At 31.0% G+C, this 14,424-nt stretch carries 8 protein-coding genes; 4 read left to right on the top strand and 4 right to left on the bottom strand.

Annotation, left to right across the window (positions count from 1 at the left end):
* Positions 1–38 precede the first annotated feature (38 nt).
* The 4 genes from NNH57_RS20540 (at position 39) to NNH57_RS20525 (ending at position 9,667) form a co-directional block, all read left to right on the top strand.
* Positions 39–2,480, top strand: coding sequence for a DUF5686 family protein (locus tag NNH57_RS20540; protein ID WP_108807930.1), 2,442 nt, complete (start codon positions 39–41; stop codon positions 2,478–2,480).
* A gap of 84 nt (positions 2,481–2,564) precedes the next feature.
* Complete coding sequence (locus tag NNH57_RS20535; protein ID WP_074409718.1) at positions 2,565–4,973, top strand: efflux RND transporter permease subunit; 2,409 nt, start codon at positions 2,565–2,567, stop codon at positions 4,971–4,973.
* Between the two features lie 623 nt (positions 4,974–5,596).
* A complete protein-coding gene (asnS, locus tag NNH57_RS20530; protein ID WP_074409753.1) occupies positions 5,597–7,039 on the top strand; it encodes an asparagine--tRNA ligase in 1,443 nt (480 codons plus the stop codon).
* 75 nt (positions 7,040–7,114) lie between these two features.
* On the top strand, positions 7,115–9,667 hold the full coding sequence (locus tag NNH57_RS20525; protein ID WP_108807931.1) for a DUF3857 domain-containing protein: 2,553 nt from the start codon (positions 7,115–7,117) through the stop codon (positions 9,665–9,667).
* A gap of 40 nt (positions 9,668–9,707) precedes the next feature.
* Here the strand turns inward: NNH57_RS20525 and NNH57_RS20520 are convergent, their stop codons facing one another.
* The 4 genes from NNH57_RS20520 to NNH57_RS20505 form a co-directional block, all read right to left on the bottom strand.
* A complete protein-coding gene (locus NNH57_RS20520; protein WP_082994999.1) occupies positions 9,708–10,466 on the bottom strand; it encodes a LytR/AlgR family response regulator transcription factor in 759 nt (252 codons plus the stop codon).
* The gene (locus tag NNH57_RS20515; protein WP_132065778.1) at positions 10,447–11,481 is read right to left on the bottom strand and encodes a histidine kinase; all 1,035 of its coding nucleotides are present in this window, start codon (positions 11,479–11,481) and stop codon (positions 10,447–10,449) included. The genes NNH57_RS20520 and NNH57_RS20515 overlap by 20 nt, the downstream gene beginning before the upstream one ends.
* Before the next feature lie 57 nt (positions 11,482–11,538).
* A complete protein-coding gene (locus tag NNH57_RS20510; protein ID WP_159099220.1) occupies positions 11,539–12,540 on the bottom strand; it encodes a sensor histidine kinase in 1,002 nt (333 codons plus the stop codon).
* Positions 12,541–12,648: 108 nt separating this feature from the next.
* Positions 12,649–14,100 carry a hypothetical protein gene (locus NNH57_RS20505; RefSeq protein WP_082995001.1) on the bottom strand — a complete coding sequence of 484 codons (1,452 nt, stop codon included), beginning with the start codon at positions 14,098–14,100 and terminating at the stop codon, positions 12,649–12,651.
* Positions 14,101–14,424: the final 324 nt, after the last annotated feature.

The raw sequence follows: 14,424 nt of genomic DNA, 5'->3' as shown, positions 1-14,424 counted from the left end.
TTTTTGTATCTTCGCCTTTTTTGAACCTATTTGGTATAATGCAGAACAAATTTTTTTGTTTATTATTTTTTGTACACTTTGTCTTAATTTCTCAAGTTAGTATTAACGGTATTGTCATTGATGAAAGTTCTAATCAACCTTTGCCATTTGCCACTATAAAAACCAGTAATTCTTCATACGCCTTAACTTCTGTTAAGGGCGAGTTTGTTATACGATGTAATACCTACCCTGTTAATCTTACTATAAGCTATCTAGGATATCAAACAAAGACCATTTTAATTACATCAAAAAATTCAGAAAAAATAGAAGTCCGACTCAGTACTAAAGAGGAAAATCTCGAGACAGTAAAATTAGATACTCCCGAAAACGTTGCAGCTCAACTTATTATTGAAGCCATACGTAGGAAAAACAAAAATAATCCAAAAAAGATTTTACGTAATTTTAGTTATAAAAGTTATAACAAACTAAAAATCACAGAAGATAATCAAGCTCAATTAAACACTCTAGACACTACTAGTGTCGATATGGAGCATCTATTTAACAAAGCTCATTCCTTTCTTTCAGAAAAAATAAGTTTACACCAATTTAGAAAAAATGCCGGCGAAAAAGAGACCGTTTTAGCAACTCGAATGAGTGGTTTTAAAGAGCCTATTTATAATGTACTGGGAATCAAAATACAATCTAATTCTCTTTATGATGAAGATTACACGATTTTTAACAATAAATACATAGGACCATTATCAAACAGGGCTCTTAGAAATTATTATTATAAGGTTCTCGATACTGTACAGGGTAAAAACCCAGCTTACGTCATTCTTTTTCAACCTCGTAAATCTAAAAATTATGCAAGTTTAGAAGGCGTATTATATATAGATACAAAATCATTAGGAATTCAAAAAGCTATTATAGAATTACGAGGCGAACTTAATGTGATGGCAACTCATAGTTTTAAATATTTCTCTGAACAAAAAAGCTGGTTCCCAACCAAACAAGAAATCACAATAAGACCAGGAAATGGAAGACAAAAAGTAAGCTTATTTGGAGGGAGAATCTCTGTAGGAAGATTAGGAAACGATAAAAAAAATTCTTCTGGAAATAATGATTTTTTAGTTTCTACAACAGACTTATTTGATATCAAATTAGATACTAGTCAAGACATTAAACAAAACCAAGCTACAATAAGCATAGATCCCGAAGCTAATAATAGATCTGAATCTTATTGGAATCAATATCGTACTAGTGCGATTACAGAAAAAGATCTAAACTCGTTTCAAGTCATAGATAGCATTGTAAAAGCACAAAACATAGAACGCAGAATTGATGTTATCCAAAGTTTTAATATTGGATATTATCCTGTAGGATTTTTCAATTTTGATCTCACTTACCCTATAAAATACAATAATTATGAAGGGTTGCGGCTAGGAATAGGTGGCTTAACAAACACAAAATTCTCTAATCAATTTAGATTAGAAGGATATTTTGTTTACGGATTTAGAGATTCAAAATCCAAATATGGTATAGGAGGAGGTTTATTAGTAAATAAAAAATCAAACTCATGGTTTAATTTTAATTATACCGATGATATTAGAGAAGTAGGCAGTTTCCTTTACCTTACAGACAGAAGAGTATATTCTTTATTCGAGCCTCGTTTGGTAAATATAGATTTCTATTACAAGCACAGAACCTGGAGTGCTAGTTTGCAGCAGCAGATATTTCCTAAACTACTTTCAGAAACTCAACTTTCTATGAGTAATATAAATCAAACAGGAGGGTATCAATATCTAAATGATGGAAATCTATTTTCGGGATATAAAACAGCAGAAGCTACAATAGCATTAAGATGGAGTCCATTTAGTAAATTTCTAAAAACACCTAATCGATATAAAGAAATTCATGATGGATATCCCAAAATTACAGCACAATATACGCAAGGTTTCAAGGGTGTATTTGATAGTAATTTCTCTTATAGCAAAATAGGTTTAAAGGCAGAATATATCATTAACCGTATTAATCAATCTAAAACGAGTGTTTTATTTGAAGCAGATATCGCTTCTGGAGATATCCCACTCACACATTTGTATCACGCTTATCCTAATGCTCCGACCAAAGAAACAGTACTTCAACGATTTTCTGTAGCCGGTAGAAGGACTTTTGAAACTATGTATTTTGGTGAATTTTTTAATGACAGGCTGGCAACATTACAGGTCAAACATAGAATTAAACCTGTAAAAATCACAAATTGGTTTAAACCAGAACTCGTTTTTATAACGCGCTATGCCATCGGAGATGTTAGCAATCTTGAAAACCATCAAGGGGTAAATTTTTCGTCTTTGCAACATGGATATCAAGAATCAGGATTTGAAATCAACAAATTATTTGCCGGTTTTGGGCTTAGTTTTGCCTATCGCTATGGTGCCTATCATCTCCCTCGTTTTGAGGATAATATTTCGGGTAAGTTTACTTTTTACTTAAAACTATAGTCTTTACACAATAAATCATTTTCTTTTCAGAAATACCTGAATAATAATTCCCCAATCCTTACATTTGCAGCAGGAAAATAAAGGATGGCAAAATTATTCAGTTTCGGGTTTTGGAATGCACTGGCTGGAATTATACTTCGCAATAGGGCGGTAATATTTCTGGCAATAATAGGAATTACGATTTTTTTAGGTTTTCAGTGGAAAAACATGAAGTTTTCTCACTCAGAGGCGAATCTACTCCCCGATGATCATGAGGTAAATATATTATATCAAAAATTCCTTCAAAAATTTGGTGAAGAAGGCAATCTAATCGTAATGGCTGTTAAAGACAGCACACTTTTTACTCCTAAAAAGCTAAAAGCATGGAATGATTTTAATAATTCGTTTAAAAAATATGAAGAGATCGACCTGGTTGTTTCTATAGCCGATCTTAAAACTTTAAAAAAAGAAGATAATCCTGCACGATTTGAGTTAGTTCCTTTTATTAAAGATTCTATTTATACTGAAAAACAAGTATCCAAATACGAAGACGAGTTATTTAATAAGTTACCATTTTATGAAGGGCTTGTATACAGCACGAAATCAAAAACCATCCAAAGCGCACTGTATCTCAAAAAGGATATCGTAAACACCAAGAAGCGAAAAAAGTTTATTGAAGAAGTTTTACTTCCTTCTGTTTTAGCTTTTGAAAATGAGTACAAGATGGATGTAAAAGTATCTGGTATGCCATATATCAGAACTTTGAATTCTCAAAACATAATGGATGAAATAGAAGTTTTCATTCTTGCAGCACTACTGGTTACTTCATTAATTTTCTTTTTCTTTTTTAGATCCTTAAGAGCCACTTTTATATCCATGACTGCTGTAATTATTGGAGTAATGTGGGCTTTTGGAATTTTAGGACTTTTAGAATATGAAATAACTGTACTTACAGCTATTATCCCTCCGTTAGTAATTGTAATTGGTATTCCTAATTGTATTTTCTTAATAAATAAATACCAACAAGAAATAAAAAAACATGGTAATAAAGCAAAATCTCTTCAACGGGTAATTACCAAAGTGGGTAATGCTACATTAATGACTAATGTAACTACTGCTTCAGGATTTGCAACCTTTGCCCTAACCGAAAGTAAATTACTTAAAGAATTTGGTATTGTTGCCTCTTTAAATATAATCGCTCTATTTATACTTTGTCTCCTGGTCATTACTATAATTTATAGTTATATGCCCCAACCCAAAGAAAGACACTTAAAACACCTGGGTAAAGGGTGGATTGAGAAGCTAATGGATTGGATGGAAAAGATGGTAAAAACCAGACGAGTAACAATCTACTTTTCTTCTGTCATTATTCTAATCGTTAGCATTATTGGTATTTATACTATAAAAGTCTCTGGAAGCCTATTAGAAGACATGCCCAAATCTGCCGGGTTTTATAAGGATATAGAGTTTTTTGAAGAAGAATTTGATGGTGTTATGCCATTAGAAATATTAGTAGATACCAAGAGAAAACAAGGAGTATTAAAATTACCTACATTGAAACGTATGGAAAAACTACAGGAGCTTCTCGAAGAAACTCCTGAATTGTCAAAGCCTATTTCTATTGTTAATCTGGTCAAATACTCTAAGCAAGCTTTTTATAATGGAAATCCTAAATATTATCAAATACCTACCAGCCAGGAGCGAAATTTTATTTTACCGTATGCCAAAAGTTTTGAATCTAAAGTAGGAGTAATGAATAGTTATGTGGATTCTACCGGACAATACGCAAGAATCACTACTTTCATGAAAGATGTAGGCACAGAAGAAATGGAGCGTATAGAAGCCACCCTAAAACCACAATTAGAGAAAATTTTCCCAAAAGACAGATATGACGTTTCTTTTACTGGTAAAGCCCTTATTTTTCAGAAAGGAACTAAATATTTGGTATGGAATTTATCTTTTTCTCTAGGCCTTGCGGTGATCTTGATTGCTCTTTTTATGGCTTGGATGTTTCGATCCTGGAAAATGATTGTCATATCACTTATACCAAATTTATTACCATTGCTTATGACTGCAGGCCTTATGGGATATCTTGGTGTACCAATAAAACCTTCTACAATATTAGTTTTTAGTATTGCATTTGGTATTTCTGTAGATGATACTATACATTTCCTTGCAAAATACAGACAAGAATTAAAATCAAATCATTGGAGGATTAGAAAATCTGTTCTTGCTTCATTACGAGAAACAGGAGTGAGTATGTTTTATACCTCAACTGTTTTATTTTTTGGTTTTTCGGTATTCATGATATCTAGTTTTGGGGGAACCAAGGCACTTGGAGGCTTGGTATCAACAACTTTATTATTTGCTATGCTGGCAAATCTTTTGCTCCTTCCTTCCTTATTACTTTCGTTAGAACGAAGTATTGCAAATAAGAAAACTCTTAAAGAACCTACCTTGAAAATCATTCCTAATGATGAAGAACTTGAAGAAACTCAAGGCGAGGAAGAATAAAGAAAATAAGACATAAAGAACACATAATATCTTCACAAAAAAAGCCCCGCTAGAAACTAGCGGGACTTCTGTAAGATAGATTACCCCAAAACCTATCGAACTAAACTTAACGTAAACACAATCGTCATAATTGCATATGCAAGATACTGCCCCTTTTTATATTTTGAAATACCTAATAGGGGGGAAAAATCCCCTTTTTACCGAAATAGCTTAAACTTTAACACTATTTAAACAAGTAAAATTCAACAAAACAGTGTTCAAATTACTGATTTTCAGTATTTTAAATATCAACAGAAACTTATTTTTTTTGCAATAATTTATCAAAAAAACTCTCAAATACGTCTGTTTTTCAATCAAAAACACATCTAATTACGGTTTTTACGTAGAATCATAATTCGAAAAAACGTCAGATTTTGGTATTTTGATTGTATACACTCACCAGTATCCAAAAGAGTATCAAAATATATTTTAATTACTATACCCTTTTTGAATTCATAAGATTATGCTTCAATCGGATTAAAAAATTATCTTTGCTACCTCAAAATTCAAACATCCTTGGTTTTTATGCTCATTAAATTGTATTGAAGGCTATAAAACCAAAAACAAATAATATTAAAAAACAGATGAAACATACTAAAATAATAGAGGTACTACAAAGTGATAAATTATTACAGCCTGTACTTGTTAAAGGTTGGGTTCGTTCTTTTAGAAATGATCGTTTTATAGCGGTTAATGATGGATCAACTATTAATAATATTCAGTGTGTTTTAGAAGATAATACAATCGATGCTACTGTACAAAGCAGAATAAATGTTGGTGCGGCAGTTGCAATAGAAGGTATTCTTATAGAAAGCCAGGGAAAAGGACAGCGTGTAGAGATCCAGATATCTAATGTAGAAGTCGAAGGAGATGCTGATCCCGAAGAGTTAAAACTTACTATTTTATCTCCAAAACGGCATTCGCTAGAAAAATTACGTGAGCAAGCTCATTTAAGAGTTCGCACCAATACCTTTGGGGCTATCATGAGAGTGCGCTCAAAATTATCTTTTGCAATACATGAATATTTTCAAAAGAATGATTTTTACTATGTGCATACACCAGTAATTACAAAAAGTGATGCCGAGGGTGCTGGAGAAGCATTTAAAGTAACCAATATGGATCTTAATAACATTCCGAAAAATGAGAATGGTGAGGTTGATTATAAAGAAGATTTTTTTGGTGGCGAAACAAACTTAACTGTTTCTGGTCAATTAGAAGCAGAGACTTATGCTATGGGATTAGGTCAGGTATACACCTTTGGACCTACTTTTAGGGCAGAAAACTCAAATACATCGAGGCATCTTGCAGAATTCTGGATGGTAGAACCAGAAGTAGCTTTCTGTGATCTGGATGGCAATATGGATTTGGCAGAAGACTTTATTAAATACGTAATCCAGTTTATTTTAGATAACTGCCCGGATGATCTTGAGTTTTTAGAAAATCGCCTGGTACAGGAGGATAAACAAAAACCTCAGGCAGAACGTGCCGAAATGTTATTACGAGATAAATTAAAGTTTATATTAGAGAACAATTTTAAACGAGTAAGCTATACTGAAGCCATTGACATTCTTAAAAATTCTAAACCCAATAAGAAGAAGAAATTCAAATTTCCTATTGATGGATGGGGTGCTGACTTACAAAGTGAACATGAAAGGTTTCTTGTCGAAAAACATTTTAAATGCCCAGTGATTTTATTTGATTACCCTGCAGATATTAAATCGTTCTATATGCGACTTAATGAAGATGGAAAAACGGTAAGAGCAATGGATATTTTATTTCCTGGTATTGGAGAAATAGTAGGTGGTTCTCAACGTGAAGAGCGTTTGGATGTGCTTAAAGAAAAGATGGCTGCTCTTAATATTCCAGAAGAGGAATTATGGTGGTATTTAGATACTCGTCGTTTTGGTACGTGTACACATAGTGGTTTCGGACTTGGTTTTGAGCGTCTTGTTCTTTTTGTAACAGGGATGGGTAATATTCGTGATGTGATTCCTTATCCAAGAACACCTCTTAATGCAGAGTTTTAAGCATTGTAGACATTATTAATTTATTTCTTTTGAAAAAGCCCCAAATTTGTTCAAGAGGTGTATTAATTCATTTATATGCAAAGACTTATACTTCTAATTTTATTTACCATTCTATGTTTAAATGGATTTGGGCAGAAAAACAAAATTTCTATTGTCAAAGTACCTAATTGGGTCAAAAAAATAGAAAAATCAAATCTAGAGGACAAAGAGAAAGAAATTACATCTGGATATTATTACCATATAATTGATTATCAAAAAAACCTTGATAACAATAGTTTTTTTTCACATTATACAATTGAAGTAATTAATAATGAAGGGATTCAGCAAGTTTCTGATATAAATATAGATTTTGATCCTTCCTACCAAAAATTATTTATTCATAATATCAGCATTATTCGAGATGGTATTATAATCAATAAACTGTCTTCTGATCAAATAAAAACTGTTCAAAGAGAAACTAATATGGAACGTTTTCTATATGATGGCACTCTTACAGCATTTATAAATTTAACTGATGTCAGAAAAGGTGATTTCATTGACTATTCGTTTACTATTATAGGTTTAAATCCCATTTATGAAAACAAATATCATAATAAAATATACTTTCAATACTCAATTCCAATAGGACACTTATATAATAGAGTTATAATATCCGAAAGTAGACAGCTAAATTTTAAATATTTTAATAATGCAAAGGAGTCTATCGCAAATCTAAACGACGGAGTTAGAGAATACATCTGGGAAAATAAAAATATCGAACCTTTAATTTATGACACTAATACACCATCTTGGTATGATCCTATGCCAAATGTATCTATATCTGAATATAATTCTTGGAATGAAGTCGTTAACCAATACTCTAAACACTATACAATCAACAATTCGGATCAAAAGAAACTCAAAAAAATAGTTGCTAAATTATTTTTAAATACTCCAAAAGATTCCTTATTAAATAAGATCAGAAGGTTTGTTCAGGATGATATTAGATATCTTGGGTTCGAAGGTGGATTAAATTCACATAAACCCAATAATCCTATTGAAGTTCTTGAGCAAAGATATGGGGATTGTAAGGCAAAATCTTTCTTATTGAGTGAGATTTTAAAAAGTTTTAAGTTCGATGCAGCCCCAATTCTGGTAAACTCCTATAATGGAAAAAACATTTGGGATGAATTGCCATCACCAAATGTATTTAATCATTGTATCGTTCAGGTCAAACAAAATAATCGAAACTATTACATTGATCCTACTATAAGTAATCAAGGAGGAAATATTGATAACTTATATGTTCCTGACTATGAGACTGGGCTTTTACTAAATAAAAAAGAAAATCAATTATCAAAAATAGAATCAGAATCTAAAAACACAATTAGAGTAGTAGAAGAATTTGATTTAGAAAAAATTGGTGGGACAGGATATCTATTTGTAACGACAACGTACAGCGGTTCAAATGCAGATGACCAAAGAGTGAATTTTGCAAAAAAAGATATAGAAAAAATACAAAAGGAATATTTAAACTTCTATAGTGCAGTATATCCCAGCATTAGAGAATTTTCCAAAATCGAATTAATTGACAATCGAAAAAACACCAATGAAATAATTGTAAAAGAGAGTTATTTTATTGATTCTTTATGGGTTAAATCTCCTCAAAATAGTGAAATACTTGTAAGCGAATTCTACCCACTTAATATCGAATCATATGCTAATCTGAGTAAATCCCCAGAAAGAACTATGCCCTATTATGTTCAATATCCAATAGATTTTGAACAAAAAATTGTAATAAATTTACCTGAAGATTGGAATGCACAAAATTCAGATACTATTATACAAAACGACTCATTTAACTACAGGTATAATGTTGATTATTCTAATAAGAAAATCACACTTACACATACATACAAAACCTTGAAAAACTATGTAGAGCCTACAGAAGTCAATACATTTATTTCAAAACACAAAAAGATACTTGATGGGTTATCTTATATGCTAACTTATAACAAAAATCTGGTAACACAAAGCTCTAAAGTTAGTTGGGTTTTAATTCTTCTATCCCTAATTTCGGTTGCGTTAAGTTCATTTTTTGCTTTCAAAATCTATATAAACTATGATATTATAGGTCGGATAATACAAAACGAGAAAAAACTTCAGATTGGAGGTTGGTTAATCCTTATTGCTATTGGACTTATATTCACTCCTATTATTACAACTATCGAAGTCTTTACTAATTTTGACAATTTTTTTTCGGCTTCCACTTGGAATTATATCACCCAAGATCATGAATCATTTACTGCTTTATTTACCTCATTGTTGATCGTTTTTGAGCTGATATACAATTCGGTATTTGTTGTTTTTTCAATATTTATAATTTTCCTTTTTTTTAACCGTAGAACAATTTTACCTAAAATGATTATCATATTCTATGCATTCTCATTTGTTGTACCCGCACTAGACACTATCATTGCTTTTAATCTTAATGAATTATCTTATACAGATGCAGACAAGGTTCAAGCTTTTAAGGATATAGGTAAATCCTTCTTGAAGGCTGCAATCTGGATTCCTTATTTTCTAGTCTCTAAAAGAGTACAATCTACATTTACTGAAATCTACAACTCGAAGAAAAATTTATTCTAGTACAGAGTGTCTATTTTTTGTTTCAAAATAATATTATGCATTAATTTCCCTCAAACCATTGTTTAAAATCTGCAACTTTCTCACGGCTAACAACAATTTCTTTATCTATATTCTGGTTTAGCGTAAGTTTTAAACGCCTGTTAGAATATACCAATACATCTTCGATAGCATTAATGTTGACAATAAAAGTTCGATTTACTCTAAAAAAGCTTTTGGGTTCTAGTAATTCTTCGAGAGTTTCTAGTTTATATTCTATCATGTATTTTTTTCGGTTTTCTGCAACAAGGTAAGCATCTCGTCCTTCTGCAAAGAAAAAGGAAATATCCTCGCTCTTAACTGAGTGAATATGATTTCCCAGGCGAACCAAAAATCTATTCTTATACACAGTACTAGTCATATTCTTAACCGCATGGCTAACATTAATCTCTCCCAAAAACTGAGATCGTAATGTTTCCAGTTTTTTTAATGCTTTTGAAAGATCTGTAAACAATATTGGTTTTAGAAGATAGTCTATACTATTTACTTTAAAAGCATCAATTGCAAACTCATCAAAGGCCGTAGTAAAAATTACAGGTTTACTCACTTTAACTTTATTAAAAATCTCAAAACTAAGTCCATCTATAAGCTGAACATCCATAAAAAAGAGATCTACTTCTTCTTGATGTGAGTCTATCCAAAGTGCCGCTTCTTCTATTGAAACCAATTTACTTATTACCTGAATATCAGAATCATATTTTAACAAGTAACGTTCTAATTTTTCTGCGGCTAAAGGTTCGTCTTCAATTATTGCTACTTTCATCAATAGTAAGTTTTGGTATGTAAATTATAGTATAAATATCATCTTTGGTAACAGTAATTGGTATATCTGTATAGAATCGATACATATCCAGAATATCTTTGATACTATTGCAATTCATAGTATAGCTAATCTTTTCCTGATGTGGATATTTTAATAATACATATTTCGGATCCTGGGTCATTGTCACGACAAGTTCTGTTTCTCTTGAAACTATTGTACTTCTTATAATTTGTTCTGCACAGGATAAAAGACTACCAGGAACAACTAATGTATGTATTGATTCTTCTTTAATAAATTTCGTTTTTCTGTATGGTAAGTACTCAAATAAAAGTAATAATTGATCCAAGGCATCGAGTTCTTCATTAATAAGTACTAACTCTTTTATTGTTTTGGAAAGGATATATCGGTATACTGCCGAAAAATGATCTACCAAAAATTCTGCTTTATCGGTATCCTTTTTCATGACCAGTATTAACGACTCTAAAGTTTCAAACATTAATGTAGGGTTTATTCCTTTTTTAAATTGAATAAAATCCTGTTCTACCCCTTCTTTCAGAGATAGTTCTTCTGTCATTATTTCTGTATTTATTTTATGTAAAAACTGATGACTTAGGTATAATGAAAGATATATTATTGTAATCACCGAAAAGATACTATTGAAAATAATAAGCTCAGAACTATTAGGTGTAAACCCTAGCACTAAATCAAAATACAGAAACATAGATCCAGAAACCAAAAGTATAGAAGTAATTACCGAAATAATGATTTGCAGCATAATCTTACCTACCAATGAATTTGGAAATTTTAGCTTTTCAAAAAAGAATAAAGAAATTCTAGAATATTCCTGGATAAGGTATGCTAACCCAATACACACATATAATTCCTGTCCAAGAAATTCTTCTTGTAACTGGGTCACATTATTATTAACCAGTAAAATAAGCAGATACACCAGAGCACCACTACAAAGAGGGCTAATGATTCTAAATATTGGATGATGTATAAATAACTTATTCACTTGTTTGCACTTTAGTATTTATTTGAATTCACATTAACGTTTTTAGGTAAACTTACTTTATAAAATAATAGGAAGTTTTACAGTAAACTGTTCCTCATCTATTACCTCGATAGTTTTATTAAAAATGAGATCATACCTTAATCTAATATTGCCTAATCCTATTTTAAAGGAATCTACTCCTTTAGGTTTTATGGTCTTATTATTTGATACGTTAATATTATGATCATCGCAGGTGATAACTATTTTTAACACTTCAGAAGAAGTCATTTGATTATGTTTTACCGCATTTTCTATCAACATTTGAAGTGCTAGCGGCGGAATTTTACTTTTTAACACCCAATCTGGCAATGTAATTTCTAAATTAATACGATCATTAAATCGTGTACGCAGCAAGAAGTGGTAAGAATTCACAAATTGTAACTCTTCTTCGACAATTAACCATTTGTTTTCGTATTTGTTTAAAATATACTGGTAGGATTTGGCTAGTTCTCGAATAAATAATTCTGCTTTTTTTACATCACTATACAACAAAGAAGATATTGTGTTTACACTATTAAATAAAAAGTGAGGGCTTAATTGTGATTTTAATGCTGTTAACTGTAATTCGGTTTGTTTTCGTTCTAATTGTAATGCTACTATTTGACCTTTTGCATATTGATAATAAGAGTGTATTGCAAAATAAATAATAGTATACACCAGAGAAGCAAAAAATATCAGAATAATCAATTTTAGCAATATTTCACTATAATCTTCAATAAAAGAAACTTGTGCCTCTTTTATAAAAGCATATCCATATAAAACAAGACTTATGAATAGAAAGGAAATGATCGTATTGGATAACACTCCTGTTAAAAGACGAAGTCCCGTATATTTTTTCCAGGAAATAAACCTGTTAAATATTTCATTGAAGATCGTATTGGTATAGATAATAATAACTCCTAGAAATCCTGATAGCCATAGTAGTTTCGTATTATCTTCTTCTTGGGTAAATCCCAAAAAACTATACGTAAGCAATCCCAGAATGAACCCTACTAAAATGATAGTAAAATACTTTTTCACGATTGATGATGGTTGGTATATATAATGATCTACACTAGACTTCATCCTACCAAAATAGTCAATAATACAGAGATATAAAAGACTAATGGCAGGATGAAATATGTATTGTTATTTTAGTGCACGAAGGGCTCTTCCGAAATACGTTTCTGATGAAATATTTTTACAAGCATTACGATACGCTTCTTTTACATTATCTCCAGATTTATTAACTGATGGAGCAAAAGCTACTAAAATTTCTGACAAATAATGATCCGAACTTATTTGAGACGTTGCATTGTTAAGGATTTCTAGAAGTTGTCTGCTGCTCAGGTTTTTCCTTGATAACTTTATTAGAGCTACAGAAGCATAATGATCCGAACTAACACTGGATAACGCCTGGATGAAGACATCCATATTCTCACCATCCAGACCTTGTTTATTAATGGTCTTAGTCAGAACTTCTACCAAATAGTGATCAGATCCAACTGATTTTCCTGCAAGTGAAAGTAATTCACTTAATTCACTACTATTTAATTTCTTATCCAATAGTCTAGAAAGCACTGTAGTGATATAATGATCAGATTGAATATCTTCTAACGTGGCCAAAAAAGAATTGTAATTTCCTCTAGAAATCCCCGGAAGCTCTAACGCTTTATTTAGTACCTGTGCTTTGTAATGATCAGATCCAATTTGCTTAGAGTTTTCGATTAAAAGATTAAGATTAGTTTCATTTAGTTCTCGTTTCTTCATTACATTGATAAGCACTTGAGACATATAATGATCAGAATCAATTTCTGCTGTTATCTTAAATAGTTTACCTATCTGGTCATCAGAAAGGTTACCATCTTCGATAGCCGTATTTAATACCACTGTAGCATAGTGATCAGATCCAATACTTTTTGTTGCTTCTATATATGCAGATATTAAAGCGTTTGAAGCAAAAAAGTTTTGCTGTTTGTATCTTAACAATTCGGCGAGGTAATGATCAGATTTTATTTCTTCTCCCGCTAACCTTAATAATGACTCCATCTCTTTAGGAGTTAGTTTTTTTTCTAATATTAACTTTAAATATGTAGATTTTACATGATCGCTTTCAAACGTTCTTATTTCATTAAATACCATATTGGCACCACCCTGATTATAGAATCGATCTACTCTACCTTTTGCTCCTAAAGTGGTTGTTTTTACAATTTCTGGCAAAATCTCACCAAGCCATTTTCTACCTTCAGAATTAAAATCTTTTTTAGAAGAACCAACAAAATACTTTTTATTAAGCTTACCATTACCTTCGGATTCGATTACAATCCGGCGTTTACTACCAAAAGCAGATTTTTTTATTTCGAGATAACCACCATCAGAAATACCAATAACATCTCTATCATCATTCGATAGTGTGATCTCTCCTTCATAATTTATCGAGAAATTATCAAACATGCCATTCTGAACCTTAATAGTCGTTTTGCCTTTATTATAATTTACAGCATAAGACTGGGCATTAATATTTGATATAAAGAGTAGAGAAAGAATTAACAATATTACCTTAAACAGGTTTGCGACAATAATTCTTGATATTAGATTCATAACTGTTCGTTTTTTGATTAATTGATTGATTTTATTAATGCAAAGGTGGAACACTATGTCTTATATAAAAAACTAAATGAATTGAACTGTACTGCTAATGTATTGAACTGTACATTATCGTTTTTTTATCTTTAAAAATTTTGTTTTTTCTTAACTTAATTTCATCATTAGCGCTATACCACTATTTAAAAACAGCTATTATTTAAGGATGAAAATCCTTTTTATATATGATCAAGAAGAAGTTGCCAGTAAAAATTATAGGTTTATTTATGTATGGTCGGTATTTGAATTTATTATCATCGACAGTATATTTTATAATTCATC

Source organism: Aquimarina spinulae (genome assembly GCF_943373825.1).
GTDB lineage: Bacteria > Bacteroidota > Bacteroidia > Flavobacteriales > Flavobacteriaceae > Aquimarina > Aquimarina spinulae.
Note: the sequence above shows the minus strand (reverse complement) of the source record. Positions and strands in the feature narration are given on the sequence as shown.